The sequence below is a fragment of the Janthinobacterium sp. 1_2014MBL_MicDiv genome (genome assembly GCF_001865675.1).
Taxonomy (GTDB): Bacteria; Pseudomonadota; Gammaproteobacteria; order Burkholderiales; family Burkholderiaceae_D; genus Janthinobacterium.
Genome location: NZ_CP011319.1, coordinates 4,912,558 through 4,928,886 on the forward strand (window position 1 = coordinate 4,912,558; position 16,329 = coordinate 4,928,886).

At 57.6% G+C, this 16,329-nt stretch carries 19 protein-coding genes and 2 tRNA genes; 16 read left to right on the forward strand and 5 right to left on the reverse strand.

Going from position 1 to position 16,329, the window contains the following annotated elements; translation table 11 throughout:
• Positions 1 to 10: 10 nt before the first annotated feature.
• Positions 11 to 619 (forward strand): phage tail protein, encoded by a 609-nt coding sequence (locus YQ44_RS21245; protein ID WP_071325090.1) that lies wholly within the window; start codon positions 11 to 13, stop codon positions 617 to 619.
• Positions 616 to 1,878, forward strand: coding sequence for a phage late control D family protein (locus YQ44_RS21250; protein ID WP_071325091.1), 1,263 nt, complete (start codon positions 616 to 618; stop codon positions 1,876 to 1,878). Before YQ44_RS21245 ends, YQ44_RS21250 begins: the two co-directional genes overlap by 4 nt.
• A gap of 62 nt (positions 1,879 to 1,940) precedes the next feature.
• On the opposite strand, the gene YQ44_RS29140 is transcribed toward YQ44_RS21250, so the two are convergent.
• Together YQ44_RS29140 and YQ44_RS28410 are read right to left on the reverse strand one after the other, a co-directional pair.
• A complete protein-coding gene (locus YQ44_RS29140) occupies positions 1,941 to 2,630 on the reverse strand; it encodes a hypothetical protein (protein ID WP_156894945.1) in 690 nt (229 codons plus the stop codon).
• Between the two features lie 101 nt (positions 2,631 to 2,731).
• Positions 2,732 to 3,157, reverse strand: a complete 426-nt coding sequence (locus YQ44_RS28410) for a helix-turn-helix domain-containing protein (RefSeq protein ID WP_083411986.1) — start codon at positions 3,155 to 3,157, stop codon at positions 2,732 to 2,734.
• A 312-nt stretch (positions 3,158 to 3,469) separates the two neighbouring features.
• Between YQ44_RS28410 and YQ44_RS28415 the strand changes: the two genes are divergently transcribed.
• The 10 genes from YQ44_RS28415 to YQ44_RS21295 all read left to right on the forward strand — a co-directional run bounded on the left by YQ44_RS28415 (position 3,470) and on the right by YQ44_RS21295 (position 8,710).
• Positions 3,470 to 3,667, forward strand: a complete 198-nt coding sequence (locus YQ44_RS28415; protein ID WP_083411987.1) for a hypothetical protein — start codon at positions 3,470 to 3,472, stop codon at positions 3,665 to 3,667.
• Positions 3,668 to 3,715: 48 nt separating this feature from the next.
• Positions 3,716 to 3,904, forward strand: a complete 189-nt coding sequence (locus YQ44_RS28420) for a hypothetical protein (RefSeq protein WP_083411988.1) — start codon at positions 3,716 to 3,718, stop codon at positions 3,902 to 3,904.
• Between the two features lie 71 nt (positions 3,905 to 3,975).
• Positions 3,976 to 4,164, forward strand: coding sequence for an ogr/Delta-like zinc finger family protein (locus tag YQ44_RS21260; RefSeq protein ID WP_232250957.1), 189 nt, complete (start codon positions 3,976 to 3,978; stop codon positions 4,162 to 4,164).
• A gap of 120 nt (positions 4,165 to 4,284) precedes the next feature.
• Complete coding sequence (locus tag YQ44_RS21265; RefSeq protein WP_071325094.1) at positions 4,285 to 4,686, forward strand: hypothetical protein; 402 nt, start codon at positions 4,285 to 4,287, stop codon at positions 4,684 to 4,686.
• Positions 4,687 to 4,787: 101 nt separating this feature from the next.
• The gene (locus tag YQ44_RS21270) at positions 4,788 to 5,006 is read left to right on the forward strand and encodes a hypothetical protein (RefSeq protein WP_071325095.1); all 219 of its coding nucleotides are present in this window, start codon (positions 4,788 to 4,790) and stop codon (positions 5,004 to 5,006) included.
• Positions 5,006 to 5,431, forward strand: a complete 426-nt coding sequence (locus YQ44_RS21275) for a hypothetical protein (RefSeq protein ID WP_071325096.1) — start codon at positions 5,006 to 5,008, stop codon at positions 5,429 to 5,431. Before YQ44_RS21270 ends, YQ44_RS21275 begins: the two co-directional genes overlap by 1 nt.
• Positions 5,431 to 7,200 carry a replication endonuclease gene (locus YQ44_RS21280; protein WP_198043792.1) on the forward strand — a complete coding sequence of 590 codons (1,770 nt, stop codon included), beginning with the start codon at positions 5,431 to 5,433 and terminating at the stop codon, positions 7,198 to 7,200. Before YQ44_RS21275 ends, YQ44_RS21280 begins: the two co-directional genes overlap by 1 nt.
• 50 nt (positions 7,201 to 7,250) lie before the next feature.
• Complete coding sequence (locus YQ44_RS21285; protein ID WP_071325098.1) at positions 7,251 to 7,457, forward strand: hypothetical protein; 207 nt, start codon at positions 7,251 to 7,253, stop codon at positions 7,455 to 7,457.
• Positions 7,441 to 7,674, forward strand: a complete 234-nt coding sequence (locus YQ44_RS21290; protein ID WP_083411990.1) for a DUF4224 domain-containing protein — start codon at positions 7,441 to 7,443, stop codon at positions 7,672 to 7,674. The genes YQ44_RS21285 and YQ44_RS21290 overlap by 17 nt, the downstream gene beginning before the upstream one ends.
• On the forward strand, positions 7,658 to 8,710 hold the full coding sequence (locus YQ44_RS21295) for a tyrosine-type recombinase/integrase (RefSeq protein WP_083411991.1): 1,053 nt from the start codon (positions 7,658 to 7,660) through the stop codon (positions 8,708 to 8,710). The genes YQ44_RS21290 and YQ44_RS21295 overlap by 17 nt, the downstream gene beginning before the upstream one ends.
• Before the next feature lie 332 nt (positions 8,711 to 9,042).
• Here the strand turns inward: YQ44_RS21295 and YQ44_RS21300 are convergent, their stop codons facing one another.
• The 3 genes from YQ44_RS21300 to acs form a co-directional block, all read right to left on the reverse strand.
• Positions 9,043 to 10,128 (reverse strand): TPR end-of-group domain-containing protein, encoded by a 1,086-nt coding sequence (locus tag YQ44_RS21300; RefSeq protein WP_156894946.1) that lies wholly within the window; start codon positions 10,126 to 10,128, stop codon positions 9,043 to 9,045.
• A gap of 164 nt (positions 10,129 to 10,292) precedes the next feature.
• Positions 10,293 to 10,383, reverse strand: a tRNA-Ser gene (locus YQ44_RS21305).
• A 205-nt stretch (positions 10,384 to 10,588) separates the two neighbouring features.
• Positions 10,589 to 12,595 (reverse strand): acetate--CoA ligase, encoded by a 2,007-nt coding sequence (gene acs / locus YQ44_RS21310; protein ID WP_071325101.1) that lies wholly within the window; start codon positions 12,593 to 12,595, stop codon positions 10,589 to 10,591.
• Between the two features lie 308 nt (positions 12,596 to 12,903).
• On the opposite strand from acs, the gene YQ44_RS21315 reads away from it, so the two are divergent.
• The 4 genes from YQ44_RS21315 to YQ44_RS21330 all read left to right on the forward strand — a co-directional run bounded on the left by YQ44_RS21315 (position 12,904) and on the right by YQ44_RS21330 (position 16,293).
• The gene (locus YQ44_RS21315) at positions 12,904 to 13,518 is read left to right on the forward strand and encodes a YqhA family protein (RefSeq protein ID WP_071325102.1); all 615 of its coding nucleotides are present in this window, start codon (positions 12,904 to 12,906) and stop codon (positions 13,516 to 13,518) included.
• 111 nt (positions 13,519 to 13,629) lie between these two features.
• The gene (locus YQ44_RS21320; protein WP_071325103.1) at positions 13,630 to 15,174 is read left to right on the forward strand and encodes a fumarate hydratase; all 1,545 of its coding nucleotides are present in this window, start codon (positions 13,630 to 13,632) and stop codon (positions 15,172 to 15,174) included.
• Between the two features lie 64 nt (positions 15,175 to 15,238).
• A complete protein-coding gene (gene murI / locus YQ44_RS21325; RefSeq protein ID WP_071325104.1) occupies positions 15,239 to 16,084 on the forward strand; it encodes a glutamate racemase in 846 nt (281 codons plus the stop codon).
• A 133-nt stretch (positions 16,085 to 16,217) separates the two neighbouring features.
• Positions 16,218 to 16,293, forward strand: a tRNA-His gene (locus tag YQ44_RS21330).
• Positions 16,294 to 16,329 lie beyond the last annotated feature (36 nt).

Below are 16,329 nucleotides of genomic sequence, written 5' to 3' on the forward strand. Positions count from 1 at the left end.
AATAGCCACCATGATGATGATTTTAGGAATGTTCGTGTTCAGCCTGCCGACCTTGGCGTATCACGAGCTGCAGCGGCAAACGGAATGGAAGCACGCCAGCACGGCCCGCGTGGGCATGCGCGACGCGCACCAGTATGTGGGGCCAGGTGACGACACGATTACGCTGTCGGGCTGGGTGGCGCCGGAGCTGACCGGTTCCCTCTATTCCCTCGATGCGCTGCGCATGATGGCCGACACCGGCAAATCGTGGATTCTGATCCAGGGCACGGGCCGCATTCTCGGCTCATACCGCATCACCAGCATGACGGAAGGCCGCACCATCCTGGACGGCAGCGGCGCCGCGCGCCGCGTCGAGTTCTCGATTGCGCTCAAGCGCGACGACGACGGCGTGCTGGCCATGGTCGGCCTGGGCGACATTGGCGACCTGAAAAACATGCTCAGCATCGACGGCATGACCAGCAGCATTGCGGGCGCGGCCAAGAATGCCGTGGGCAGCGTAGTAGGCAATGTGGTCGGCGGCATCACGTCGAAATACGGCGGCGTGGTCAGCGAGATGAAAGACAAGATCGGCGGCAGCATCAGCGGTGCCATCGGCAGCGCGGCGGACAAGTTCAAATGAGCGAGCATATCCCCGCCTTCAAGGTCAGCATCGAGGACAAGGATTTGACGGCCATCGTCTCGCCGCGGCTGATCAATCTGACCCTGACGCTGTGCCGTGGCGACGAGAGCGACCAGCTCGATATCTCGCTCGACGACAGCGACGGCAAGCTGGCCATGCCGCCGCGTGGCGCGCAGATCGCCCTGGCGCTGGGCTGGCAAGCGTCTGGCCTGGTGGACATGGGCAAGTTCACGGTGGACGAGGTGGAGCACAGCGGCGCGCCCGACACCATCACCCTGCGCGCCAGATCGGCCAACCTGATCGACACCTTTAAACAGCAACAGGAACACAGCTTTCACAAGACCACCCTGGGCGCCATCATTGAGGCGATTGCCTTCCGCAACGAGCTGGCGTCGGGCGTGTCGGCACGCCTGCGCGATACCGCCATCGAGCACATCGACCAGACGCACGAAAGCGATGCGGCCTTCCTGCGCCGGCTGGGCAGGAAATACGACGCGGTGGCCACCGTCAAGAACGACACCTTGCTCTTCATCCCCATCAACGACAGCCGCACGGCCAGCGGCAAGGCGCTGCCGGTCATCCCCATCACGCGCGCCCTGGGCGACGGCCACCGCTACCACAGCGCCGAGAGCGACGCCTACACGGGCGTGCGCGCCTTCTGGCACGACGAGCGCTACGCGCACCGCCGCAGTGTCGTGGCCGGCGTGCCCGGCAACAGCAAGCGCCTGCGCACCACCTTCGCCAATGAAACGGACGCGCGCGCAGCGGCCGTGGCCGAATGGCAGCGCATCCTGCGCGGCCTGGCCACCTTTGAAATGAGCCTGGCCCTGGGCAACCCGGCCATGTTCCCGCAATCGCCCGTGACCGTGACAGGCTTCAAACCCGAGATCGACGCCACCGAGTGGCTATCGGTCAAGGTCACGCACAGCCTGGGCGGTAGCGGCTTTACCACGCGGGTGGAGTTTGAAACGAAAACGGAAGCGGTCGAGGCCGAACGCGAGGACGAGAAAGACCCGGACGAAGGCATCACGGGCGTGGTGGCCAAGTGGAAGGACGTGGCGGCGAAGAAGAAAAAGGCGGGGCAGGAGCAGGCCGGGGCCAAGGGCACGCTTAAGACGCTGGAGCATGTTTACCAGAGCAAGCACGGCGCCAAGCGGGCGGCGAAACTGGCTTGGGAGCACATCAAGGAGGTGCGCGAGATCATTCGGGAAAATAGCGAGGAACCATGGAAGCCGGCAGAGGCGGCTTCAGTAGCGTAGTTGTGCCGAATTACGGGAGGCTCACAGACTTTACCAAGCCGAAAACAATGCAACTGCTGTCGTTAATGCGCTCGATTAGCGGGAAGCCACATAGCCGGCAAATCGCCAGTGGCGCCAACGCATTCAACGGGGACGCTTCCCCTAGATTTTTCAATATGCCCCGTCGAGTAGGATTTTCCGGCAATGTAGCACTTACTATCTACGGAAGAAGGGCTTAACTCCCCGCTTACAGGAGACTTGTATAGAAGCCAGCCGCACGCAGCTAAACACATGCTAAGCAAAATCAATCGTACCCTTGCAGTTCGTTGAAGTTTGCTGAGGTTAGCGGCTCGCTCCTCACATACTTGGCAGGAATTCTCAGCATTGCCTGCCACAACAAGTCGCGGTGAGGCAGGAATTTCTGAAAGTGCTTCGCCTTGATCTGTAGGGATATCGGCAGACTTGGCATCTTTTATCCAAGTCTCCAATAGATTTTTTACTTCCGAGTACCTCGCAAGTGGTAGCTCTTTGATTTTCTTTAAACCGAAGTCAGTAATGATGATTCTGTACACGTCCAAGGGATGGTCACCTGTAAGTGCAGACAGGTCTTTCACCAGAGCATTGATACGACGTCGTTGGAAATCGGTAATTAATTCAACGTCAATTTTTTCTGCGCCCAAGTGCAATGTAACTACATTGTTCAGCCGAGGGGCTTCAACAATATTTCCAAAGACATTCTGCCCAACATCGCCGCTAAATTCTGGTCTATCCATTCCGAAATCCACATCTTTACAACTTATAATTTCAATTTAACAACATTTAACGCAAAATAAAGCCTACTCTCACCGACTATTGGTGAGGAAAAGCATCCCATTCAAATGGGTTTCTTCTTACGCTTATCGGGCATTTTTACTGTATTTGGCCCGGTGATATTGCCGTAGATATTTTGTCCAATATCACCATGGTGCACTGGCTGCACAAGGTTCTGTGGCTGATTCATTCCACCGATTAAGCCAAGCACACCAGCCTTTCCGCGAATATCCATCTTGCGGTATCCAGCAACAACTTCACTCTCGTCCGCGCTCAAGTTCCCAGGCGTGAATTGACCCGTCACAACATAGAGCACATCAACCCCGATTGCCGAAACAGCAGCTAGAAACTCCGCGTTTGGCACTTGCTTCCCTTGCTCCCAATCGATCTGCGTGCGCTTTGATGCCCCACCTATTGCCGCAAAATCAGCCTGGTTATAGCCAAGTCGTTCCCGCTCAGCCTTAAGACGCACTCCAATTATTTCACGCAATTTCTCACCTTTTACTTTACAAGTGCGGTTTTTCGCACTATATTTACGTCATTACCATGTGACGTATACAAATCATACCTTATGACAACTATCGCCCCAGTGACGCGGCAGCCAAAGAACCCACTTTCGCAGCCCATCCCTATTCGTTTGCTCCCTCCTGAGATTGAGCGTGTAGAAAAGTTTGCGCAGCAGGATTCCCGTTCACGGGCGTCTTTCATGCGCTTGATGCTGCTGCGTGGCCTGAACTCTTACGAAGCCGAACTCGTCCAATTGTCCGTTGTCCATCACGCTTAACTGCACAGGAGCAGGCCCATGTACCCCGATGCAAAACGTATCCGCAAACATAAAGTCATGCTGCGCCTGGACGACTATGAGCACCAGCTCGTTTCCTCGATCGCCAATTATCAGGGCGAAGAATTAGCCGTTCTGGTACGCCAGATCGTCATGCGTGAAGCGCTTGCCGCCATTGCTACTGACGACATCGACAGCGTACAGCGTCGCAGCGCTTAAACCGAGTCCCTGAATAGTAACTTTTGAGTAACTGAAAAGCTGCCGAACATGCCCGATCACGAAATTCATATCAATGACGAAGAACTTGCAGCGTTGGAACTCGTGCGTCAACGGCAAGGACTGGCAAGCATTGAGCAAGCGGCTGAGTGGCTCGTCAAGTCGCGCTTACGCAAGCAGTCAAAAAGCATGACGGGTCGCGGTCGCGCCCTATACCAAGTGGAAAGAAAGCTGAAATGAGAGTCATCGGCCTGCCCTGCCCGCACTGCAGCTATACCGTACGCGCTGTCAAAAGCCGCACGATGTCTGCCATGTTCAAGGAAATAACCTACATGTGCCAGAACCCCGACTGCGGGCACTCCTTCGTGGCAGGCCTGGAAGTGCTGCGCACCCTCTCGCTGTCCGCCATGCCCAAGCCGGACATCCGCATCCCGATGTCCCAGCATGCGCGCGCGGCAGCCACCAGCCAGCTAGCCCTGGACCTGACGGCGGGCTGCTGATGACTATCCCGATCCTCGCGCCGCCGTAGCCCGGCCGCCGTAACTCCCCTCTTTTGCTGTGCCCTGCAGCGCTCCCTTTTGAGCGTGCGGGATTCGTTCAACCTGAAATAAGGAAAACCGATGGAAAACACGTTGCACGCCACCAGTCATGCCGACCAATCCATGGCGCCGGCCACGCCCCGCCCGGCCCTGCAACAATGCGTTGTTCCGGTGGCTCCGGCTTGCTTCCTGCTGCAAGCCAGCGCTGGCGCCTGCATCGACGCGCTGTCGTACTCCGTACACCAGATTGCAAAAACCTATCATGCCTTCGGCGCCGCCAACATCACCTTCATCATCAGCGATGCAAATGCACTGAACGTCGCGGGCTTCTTTACCCCTGCGCACCAGCGTGTGCTGGTCGGCGGCATACCCATCGAGCTGCACTACATGTTTGCCACAGAACAAGGCGTCCGGCACAGCAATGGCTCCTCGCGCACGCTGTCCTATTGGGCAGAGTACTTTTCAAAGCAAGAGGCACGCTGATGCTGCGCCTGGCCAAAACCTGCGGCATCTGGCTGCTGTCGCTCTTGATCGTCATCGCCCCTGCCGTGCTGCAGGCCATCGGCGCTATCAAGGACTGAACCATGCCGGCGTCCCTTATCGACAACCACCTGTCCTTCCAGCCTGCCGCCGAGATTTTGGCTGCGCGCGACAAGGTTTTGAGTGTGTTGAACTCGTTCAAATCAAGAAAGATAAAATTAATGAAAGAGAATCTGAAAACATTCTGCAGCGGTCTGCTGGCCGGATTGGTCATGTTCGCGCCAGTGTTGATGTCTGCCTTTGGCTGGATCAGGGAGTGGTGATGCGCAGCATAGCCAATGAATTGGCAGCCGTCGCAGCAGTCGCCGGCCCTACTCTAACCAAACAAGAGCTGGAAACCAGGGCGTTTCTGGCCGAAATGGACGCTGTGTCCGCGCAGATCAATGCAACACCACGCGAACAGCGCATGGAACGCTCTGCGGCTGTGCTGGCGATGATCGCCAAACCGGCAGACGTCGAGGCTATCCGCGCCGCCTACTGGACGCGTGTACCGCTGGCCGCTCGCATGGTAGCCGTCATGTCGGCGCGCATGCCAAAAGAGCGTGCACGCGACGCCCTAAATAAATTCAATGCATTGGAGCGCGGCCGCATCTGGGTCGAACTGGACAAGCTGCAAGGCAATCTCAGTGTGGTCAAGAAATGTATGAATGGCGGGCGCATGCCCGAGACAAGTGGGAAGGTGCATTGATGCTTTCCATGGGCATACCGTCACGCATGGCCGCCGCCGTGCAGAGCATGTTCGGCGGCTTGAACGTGCTGCGCCAGCGCGTAGTCGATGCTGTGCTGGCCGACGATCACCGCCTGCCGCTGGCCGACAGCAATGGCGCCATGACCGGACCAGGTGCAATATCGGTGGCCGCCTTGCAGGCCGCCCGCGAGTGCTACGAGGTCTGCGCACGCCTGCATGATGAGCACGCCATCAAGGCGGCAATTGATGCGATATGCGCCAGGCGCGGCGTGCTGCCGCCTGACGATAAGAAGACGATAGGCGGCTACATCGCGCGCGCAGCAGATCACGCATGGTGGCGCCGCGCACTGCGCAAGGAATTGATGCGTCGCTTTGAGCACACGTCGATCCAGCTGGGCCTGACCTACGTGCGCGCTGATCCGTATGTCAGCCGTGAAACGTGCCTGGCACAAGCGGCGCAAAACGAGGCAAACCAGAAGGCACTGGCAGCCGTCTCGGCCATCAACGAGCACGGCGACGTCTACAGTCTGGCCGAACTGGCCGCGCTGGGCATGGGCAACAAAACCCTGCGCCGAGGCGAATTGATGCTGCGCATACGCGGCTTCGAAGAAGTGGCCGACAAGATGCGCCACGTCGGCATGTTCTGGACGGTCACTTGTCCCAGCAAATACCACTCGGTGGGCGGCACGAACGCGAAGTACACGGAATTCGGCAGCCCGACGCCGCGCGCGGCGCAGGCCTATCTGGCGGACGTATGGAAGCGTATCCGGTCATCGCTGCACCGTCGCGGTATCCGCCCCTACGGCTTCCGAATTGCTGAGCCGCACACGGACGGATGCCCGCACTGGCACATGCTGCTGTTCGTCGCGCCTGAGCACCAGACCGCGATGGAATGCGTGATAAGCGCCTACGCCATGCATGAAGACCGTGACGAGCCAGGCGCCATCAAAAACCGCGTCAAGCTGGTGAGGATCGAGGCCGGAAAAGGCACGGCGGCGGGCTATATCGCCAAATACGTCAGCAAGAACATCGACGGCGCCGGGGTGGGGGATCACAAGGTATTCGAAGACGGCAGAACCTACGTCATCGCGCCCGATATGTTCGGCAATATGGAATTCACCGCCTCCCAGCGCGTCACGTACTGGTCGCAGGTGTGGGGCATTCGCCAGTTCCAGCAGATCGGCGGCGTGCCGGTGGGCGTGTGGCGCGAGTTCCGCCGCCTGTCGGAGGAGTCGGTGCGCAATGCGCCTGAGCCTATCCGCGAAGCCTATCGGGCCGCGCAGAAAGTGGAGTCCGACAATCCGGCCATCGCCCAGCGCGCCGACTTCGCCCGCTTCATACGGGCCATGGGCGGGCCTACCGTGGGCCGCCAGGCCGCGATACAGCTTGCCAAGCGGGCAGAGGACGTCGAAGGGCGCTATGAGCAGGTGGAGGCGCACAGGCCCGTAGGTGTGTATCTGGCGGCGCAGCCGCATGCGGTCTACGAGTCCACCCGGTACCGCTGGACGATAGACCGGGCCGGGGTGGCCCTTGCCGTTCCTCGGACTGGTGTAAATAAGTATACGCAGGCAACGAAAGCGCCGACGGACGTAGTGCCAGAAAACAAAAAATTCACTTCGTCTTTCAACGCTGGACGGAGTTTTGATAGGGAGGGCGCGCCATGCGCCCGGATTAATACCGAAGCCATCTACCTGCACCACAAAAAACGGCCACCAGGCGGGCCAAGCGCGCATTTGGCGCATCTGCAACGCAAATATAAAAAGGAGTGATATCCATGCTAACAACTGAAATTTCTCAGCCAGTCTCAATTGGTGACCGAGTGACCTTCGATACCGACGAAGGCTACCAGGCCGGCACCGTCAACGACCTGCGCCGCGACGTGGGCAATGGCGAATTGCACGCGTGGGTCGAGCTGGATCACCAGTGGCCGGGCATGTACCGGGCCGTGCCGCTGGCGACGCTGCAGTCCGTACCGACGCGCACGAACAAACAGTCAACTGAGGTAAACAATGAAAATGTTTCTTGATATGGACGAGCTGCGCGAACTGACCGCACGCCAGCAACACAGCGCGCAGGCGAAGGTTATGCGTGCCATGGGCATCGAGCATCGTGCGCGCCCTGATGGCAGCCTTGCTGTGCTGCGCTCGCACGTCGAGCAAGTACTCGGCGCCGCACCAGGGCAGCGCCGCCAGCGCTCCTCCGTTGAACCGAACTGGGGAGCACTCAATGCCGCGCGCGCGTAACAAGGAAAATCAAGGGCTGCCACGCCGCTGGCGCCATACGCATGGCGGGTACTATTACCAAGTCCCCCCTGGCCATGAAGGCGCCTGGGATGGAAAGAAGACGTTTCGTTTGGGTCGTACTCTGTCAGAGGCGTACACGGAATGGGCCAACCGTATCAAGTACATCGATGACGCGAAAACCATTGGGCAGTTGATGGAGCGGTACGCCCTGCAAGTCATCCCTGAAAAGAAGATCACAACGCAGACCCACAACAAAACAACGTTGAAGCCGATCCAGGCAGCCTTCGGCGCCATGGGCCTGCTGGACATCAAGCCTCGCCACATTTACCAGTTCATTGATCGTAGCGAGGCCAAGACTGCAGCCAGACGCCAGATGGAAGTGCTTTCCCATGCATTGACTAAGGCAGTGGAATGGGGACTTATTGATCGACATCCATTTAAAGGTGAGGTACGCTTAAAAGGGGAGAAGGCGCGTACTAGATATGTCGAGGACTGGGAGATCTTGGAATGCTTGTCACTTGACTCGAAGAGAAAAGTTGGGAGCATTCTGGCCGTCCAAGCATACATACGCATCGCTTTACTAACCGGCATGCGGCGTGGAGATTTGCTGCGTCTTACGGTAGCTGATTTGAAGGAAAATGGCGTCCACGTCACACCAAGAAAAACACAAGATTCGACAGGTAAGAGTTTGATCATTGAGTGGTCAGATGAGTTGCGCTCCGCGATTGGTAGCGCCCTTGAAGCACGCCCCGTCAAGCTGACTCCCTACATCTTCTGCAATCGTAATGGTGAGTGCTACTTTGACGAGCGTAGCGGTCGGGCCGGTGGGTGGGAATCGCTGTGGCGCGGGTTCACAGAGCGGGTCATGAAAGAGACAGGAGTGGTCGAAAAATTTACAGAGCATGACCTACGTGCAAAATGTGCTAGTGATGCATCCTCTCTGGAGCATGCTAGAATACTCCTCTCACATGCAAACGTTCACATCACGGAACGCGTCTACAGACGAAAGCCAGAGCTTGTACGTCCAGTCCGTTAAAGCTTGGGGTTTTTTTTGTCGTTACGTATCGTGCGCTCTTAGGCCAACTTATGAGCGATGATTGCCGCAGATCATAAGTAAGTGTAACTGCTGTAAAGTTTTACGAAAAAAGTAGTTTTTCTAAAGTGTTTGAATAATACTAGTGATGTTGTTAGTACTTGAGTAGACGCCCTAAAATTTTGCATTCAGGAAATTTTAGCCTATACTTAAATTACCCCCACCCCCTGAGGAGCATGTATGTTAGACAAGAAACCGGATGCTTGATTGCTATTAGTCAAGAGTAGATCGCAAAGATATATAAAAAAACGCAACGAAAATCGTTGCGTTTTTTTTTAGCCAACCAGTGCGATGAACGCGTCGAGTGTCTTGACACTATCGAAATCTGAGTCAGTCCTCGCGTCCTCACGCATTTCCGCACTCACTTGCACGGCCTTCGTCAAATACTCACAGCACTGATCGGGCAAGCTTGCTAGAGCAGCATAACAAGCCGCATTGTAGAGCCAGGAAACATGTGGATTCTCACCTGCTACCGCCAACGCACGTACCGTTGTCTCATAGGCGAAAGCAAACTCCCCTAATCGTTTAAGCACATAAGCCTTACGAATGAGCAATATTGCAGTTAAGTAGCCATCCATCAAGTCATCTCCTGGCCCGCACACTTTATCAACACGACTAACTACATCGCGGTAAAGGTCCTCTTTCACGGCTTCGCTGATATGTTCCCGTTCAGACCTGTCAATGACATCCCATATCAACTGCGAGGCAATAAGCGCTACCGCATTACGATGCATGCGGCTTGTAAACTCCTCAACCATTTTTTGCATTTGTGTTTCATGGTCAGTTTTCACTGCCTGCATCTGCAACTGATGATCTCCCTTTACCGCCTGCATCTGCGCATCAAGATCATTTTTGTGCGCACGAACAATCTCATCAAATTTATTCTTTTGCTCTTCGATGTGTCCCGCATGTGCAGTCTCCAGCCTCTCAAGCTTATCTTTTGTTGGCTTAATTACTGCCTTCCACTCTCGGAATCCAAAAAAAGCCACAAGAGCACCCAGTGCACCGAAGAAGTACATCAGCATTTGCATTCGGTCAGCAGATGCTTGAGAGTGCTCGCGTGACGTATCTAATACAATTCTTGACAATGCCAGAATATCTCCTGGGGTGACCATTGCAGGAGGAGCAACGCCAGTCGACGTAGCAATGACTGGTGCAGGCGCCACTGCAGGAATAGCGGGCGGCAACGCGTTCAATTGCGTCGCTGAATTAGGCGGTTGCTGCTGGGGTTTTGCTACTTGAGGTGCACCTGCTGGAGGCGAGCTAGCTTGAGCAGCACAAATAGATTGTGCTAAAGCCAGACTCAAGAAAACCCCGCAACGAAATACTACGTTTCTTAAAATCATTAATTTGCCTTCCAAGTGGTTGCAGTCTAAACAACAAGGCTACCACAAAATAAAAGACAAAGTTCCTAGGGGAAACTAAATAAAAAGATATTTCCACTACACAAGTGTGAAAAAAATAGTACAACTTCGATGAATAGCACAAAAAAAAGCGGCTCCCTTTGGGGAGCCGCTTATATCCTTGGCGGAGAGAGGGGGATTCGAACCCCCGATAGGCTATGAACCTATACACGCTTTCCAGGCGTGCGACTTCAACCACTCATCCACCTCTCCTGCAGGCAATGCGTCTACTTGCTCGCATTGCGTACTATTTCTCGCTTGTCGCGAAGCCGCAGATTATAGCAAAGATTCTACGGACTGCCAAAGTTATTTACCGTGGGGTAAAAGTAGCGCGATACAGCAAGCCGGTAAGGGCCGGGGTCGGTCCCTGAGGTTCCGACCCCGGTCGTTGGTTTGGGTTTCGGCTACCGAAACAACATCAGGACGCTTCCTTCAACTGCTCCAGGATGGCCGGGTTTTCCAGGGTCGAGACGTCTTGCGTGATCGTCTCGCCCTTGGCCAGCACGCGCAACAGGCGGCGCATGATTTTGCCGGAGCGGGTTTTCGGCAGGTTGTCGCCGAAACGGATTTCCTTCGGCTTGGCGATCGGGCCGATTTCCTTGCCGACCCAGTTGCGCAGCTCCAGGGCCAGCTTCTTCGCTTCCTCGCCGGTCGGACGCGCCTGCTTCAAGACGACGAAGGCGCAGATCGATTCACCGGTCGTGTCGTCCGGACGGCCCACCACGGCCGCTTCGGCCACCAGCGGGTTGGCCACCAGGGCCGATTCGATTTCCATCGTGCCCATGCGGTGGCCCGACACGTTCAGCACGTCATCGATGCGGCCCGTGATGGTGAAATAGCCCGTATCCTTGTTGCGGATGGCGCCGTCGCCTGCCAGGTACATCTTGCCACCCAGTTCTTCCGGGAAATAGCTGGACTTGAAACGCTCGGGATTGTTCCAGATCGTGCGGATCATCGATGGCCATGGGCGCTTCACCACGAGGATGCCGCCCTGGCCGTTCGGCACGTCCTGGCCCGCTTCGTCGACGATGGCGGCCATGATGCCCGGCAATGGCAGCGTGCAGGAACCGGGGACCATCGGCGTCGCGCCCGGCAGCGGGGTGATCATGTGGCCACCCGTTTCCGTTTGCCAGAAGGTATCGACGATCGGGCATTTCTCGCCGCCGATGTTCTTGTAGTACCACATCCACGCTTCCGGATTGATCGGCTCGCCGACGGAGCCCAGCAGGCGCAAGCTGCTCAAGTCGTAGTTGCTTGGATGCACTTTCGGGTCGACGTCGGCCGCCTTGATCAGTGAACGGATGGCCGTGGGGGCCGTGTAGAAAATGCTGACATTGTGCTTCTTGATGGTTTCCCAGAAACGGCCCGCGTTCGGGTAGGTCGGGATGCCTTCGAACACCACTTGCGTGGCGCCCACGGCCATCGGGCCATACGCGATGTAGCTGTGGCCCGTCACCCAGCCGATGTCGGCCGTGCACCAGAAGACGTCGTCGGGCTTGATGTCGAAACTCCACTTCATCGTCAGCGCGGCCCACAGCAGGTAGCCGCCGCTCGAGTGCTGCACGCCCTTCGGCGTGCCGGTCGAGCCGGAGGTATACAAGATGAACAGGGGATGCTCGGCATCGACCCATTCCGGCTCGCATTGCGCGCTCTGGCCTTCGACCAGGTCGTGCAGCCACGTGTCGCGGCCGGCCACCATCGGCAAGTCGCTGCCCGTGCGCTTGTACACGATGACGTTCTTCACGGAATCGCAGCCACCCAGCGCCAGCGCTTCGTCGACGATGGCTTTCAGCGGCAGTTTCTTGCCGCCACGCAATTGCTCGTCGCCCGTGATGACGGCCACGGCGCCCGCGTCGATGATGCGTTCCTGCAAGGACTTCGCGGAAAAGCCGCCGAAGACGACGGAGTGCGTGGCGCCGATGCGCGCGCAGGCTTGCATGGCGGCAACGCCTTCGACGGACATCGACATATAGATGATCACGCGATCACCTTTGCTAATACCTTTGGCTTTCAGGCCATTGGCAAATTTGCAGACCTGGGCGTGCAATTCCGTGTAGCTGGCCTTGGTGACGGTGCCGTCGTCCGCTTCGAAGATGATGGCCGTCTTGTCGCCCAGGCCATTTTCGATGTTGCGGTCGAGGCAGTTGTACGACACGTTGAGCTGGCCGTCTTCGAACCATTTGTAGAATGGGGCGTTGTCTTCGTTCAGGGTGCGGGTGAACGGCTTCTTCCAGCTCAGGTTTTCGCGCGCCAGCTTGGCCCAGAAGCCTTCGTAGTCGCGCTCGGCGTCGGCCACCATGGCGCGGTAGGCGTCCATGCCGGAAATCGTTGCCTGCGCGGCAAACGCTGCCGATGGGTTAAATACGCGCGACTCTTCTGGTCCCTGCTGTTCCGTGCCCTGCCCTTGGTTTTCTGTACCGGCCATGCTTGTCTCCAGTGTAGTAATTGTTTGCTAACACGATAAGCGCCCTGTCTTACGGACGCCTTACATTGCGCGTTTTATGCTGCGTTTTGCTCTGTCCATACTAACCATAAGCGCCTTCGGCAATAGGAGTCAAGGGGACGCCGTACAGTATTTTCGCTGGGAAAATGCCTGTTGCGCCGAAGGTTCAATACCACTTTGTATTTCATCAAACCCAATAATCCAGAGCAAGGCCATGCGCAGTGATCGGTAGCAAGTGTAAAATGTCGGGCATGCCAAAAATTGGTATTTACTCCCCCAGGAACCTCCACATGATCGACCACCTACCACCGTCTGCCAAACATACCAAGCTGCGCCCACTGTCCGCCTTCATCTTCATGTCGCGCTGGCTGCAGTTGCCGCTGTACCTGGGCCTGATCCTCGCACAATGCGTGTATGTATTCCATTTCTGGGTGGAATTGTCCGACCTGATCGGCGCCGTGTTCGGCAATGATGCCGCCTTGCAGCACGTGCTGACGGCCGTTGCCGTGCCGGGCAGCGCCCTGCCGACCAAGCTCAACGAAGCGACCATCATGCTGGTGGTATTAGGCCTGATCGACGTGGTCATGATTTCGAACCTGCTGATCATGGTCATTATCGGCGGCTACGAAACCTTCGTTTCGCGCATGCACCTCGATGACCACCCAGACCAGCCGGAATGGTTGTCGCATGTAAATGCTTCCGTGCTGAAGACGAAATTAGCGATGGCCATCATCGGCATCTCGTCCATCCACCTGCTGAAGACGTTTATCAACGCCAACTCGTACAAGATCGAAGTGATCATCGCGCAAACGGTGATCCACATGGTCTTCATCCTGTCGGCGATGGCGATTGCCTACACGGACCGCATCATGACGGTCACGCAAAACCAGGCACGCAACCATTGAGCCAGAAGCCCATGACTGCCAACGGCGGTCGTGGGTTTTGTCACTCCGATGCAGTAACCGATGCAGTAATTAGTAAAGAGTCTTACCCTTCTTATCTACCGCGAGAACACCATGACTGTCATAAAGCAAGAAGACCTGATCGAATCCGTCGCCGCAGCGTTGCAGTACATTAGCTACTACCACCCTGCAGATTACATCGAGCACCTGGCGCGCGCCTACGCGGCCGAGCAAAGCCCGGCGGCAAAAGATGCGATCGCGCAAATCCTGACCAACTCGCGCATGTGCGCGGAAGGCAAGCGTCCTATCTGCCAGGACACGGGTATCGTCAACGTCTTCCTGAAAATCGGCATGGGCGTGCGCTTCGAGGGCTTCTCCGGCACGGTCACCGACGCCGTCAACGAAGGCGTGCGCCGCGCGTACAACTTCGACGACAACAAGCTGCGCGCCTCCATCGTGGCCGACCCGCATTTCGACCGCAAGAACACCAAGGACAACACGCCAGCCGTCGTGCACATGGAACTGGTCGAAGGCAATACCGTCGACGTGAAAGTCGCTGCCAAGGGCGGCGGCTCGGAAAACAAATCCAAGATGATCATGATGAACCCGTCCGATTCGCTGGTGGACTGGGTCATGAAGACCGTGCCGACCATGGGCGCCGGCTGGTGTCCGCCTGGCATGCTGGGTATCGGCATCGGCGGCACGGCCGAAAAAGCCATGCTGATGGCGAAGGAAGTGTTGATGGAAGACATCGACATGTTTGAGCTGAAACAACGCGGCCCGCAGAACAAACTGGAAGAATTGCGTATCGAGCTGTGCGACAAGATCAACTCGCTGGGCATCGGCGCGCAAGGCCTGGGCGGCCTGACGACCGTGCTCGACGTGAAAATCATGATGCACCCGACGCACGCCGCGTCGAAGCCGGTCGCCATGATCCCGAACTGCGCCGCCACGCGCCACGGCCACTTCGTGCTCGACGGCTCGGGTCCGGCCTATATGGAACCGCCATCGCTGTCGTCGTGGCCGGAAGTGCACTGGACGCCGGACACGGAAAAATCCAAGCGCGTCGACCTCAACACGCTGACGAAAGAAGAAGTCGCTTCGTGGACGCCGGGCCAGACCCTGCTGTTGAACGGCAAGATGCTGACGGGCCGCGACGCCGCGCACAAGCGCATCCAGGACATGCTGGCCAAGGGCGAGGAATTGCCCGTCGACTTCAAGAACCGCGTCATCTACTACGTCGGCCCGGTCGATCCCGTGCGCGACGAAGCCGTCGGCCCGGCCGGTCCGACCACCGCCACGCGCATGGACAAGTTCACCGACATGATGCTGGAAAAAACCGGCCTGATCGCCATGATCGGCAAGGCCGAGCGCGGCCCCGTCGCCATCGAATCGATCCAGAAGCACCAGTCGGCTTACCTGATGGCCGTCGGCGGCGCCGCCTACCTGGTGTCGAAAGCCATCAAGCACGCCAAGGTGCTGGGCTTTGCCGACATGGGCATGGAAGCCATCTACGAATTCGACGTCGTCGACATGCCGGTGACGGTGGCCGTGGATGCGAAAGGTACTTCGGTGCACAACACGGGTCCGAAGGAATGGCAGGCGAAGATCGAGCAGCTCAATAGCAGCGTCAGCCAGATCCCCGTGACGGTCGCTTAAACAGGCACTACCCTACGCCGCGCGGCAATACCAGCGCGGCGTTTTTCATCCTCTTCGGTTTCCTATGACTTCTACTGCAAGCAATGCCCACGCCAGCGCCCCCATCGGCATTTTTGATTCCGGCGTGGGCGGCCTGTCCGTGCTGCGCCATATCCGCGCGCAGCTGCCGCAGGAAGACCTGATCTACGTTGCCGATTCCGGCTATGCGCCGTATGGCGACAAGACGGAACAGCAGGTCGTCGACCGCTCGCTGGCGATTGCCGCCTATTTGCTCGGGCATGGCGTCAAGGCGCTGGTGGTCGCCTGCAACACGGCGACCATCGCCGCCATCAAGGCCTTGCGCGCGCGCTACCCGGAACTGCCCATCGTCGGCGTCGAGCCGGGCCTGAAACCGGCGGCGGCCATCAGCCGCAATGGCAAGATCGGCGTGCTGGCCACCGAGCGCACCTTGCGCGGCGACAAGCTGCTGGCCCTGCGCGAGCAGGTCAGCGCCGCCACGGGCGCCACCTTCATCCTGCAACCGTGCATCGGCCTGGCCGACCGCATCGAGCAGTGCGAGCTGGGCAACGACCCGTTGGACGCCACCAGTGCCATGCTGGAGCGCTACATCGCGCCCGTGCTGGCGCAAGGCGTCGACACATTGGTGCTCGGCTGCACGCACTACCTGTTCGTGCAGGACGCTATCGAACGCACGGTGCGCGCGCATACATCGCAACAGATCACCCTGGTCGACACCGGGGAGGCCGTGGCACGCCAGCTGACCCGCTTGCTCGACGCGGCAAGCTTGCGCCGCACCGGCAACGATGCGCCGCAGCTGCAGGGGTACACGACGGCCACGGTCGAGTCGCTGGCGCAAGCCTTCGCCGGTTTGCTGGACTTGCACCCGCCCGTCACCCACCTGTCCGTGTGAGGGAAATCGGGCGTTTTCAGGCAATCTTTCGATTCTTTAAAAAAGACTGCATTTAGATTTGCCACTTTGCCGAGTTCTTTGTATAATTCGGCACCTGTTCAGCAAAACAGCTAAACAGGTAAGTAAGACAGTGGTGGCTGTAGCTCAGTTGGTAGAGTCCAGGATTGTGATTCCTGTTGTCGTGGGTTCGAGCCCCATCAGCCACCCCACAGAATACGTTTCTTGAAATAGGTGCTTGATTTCCT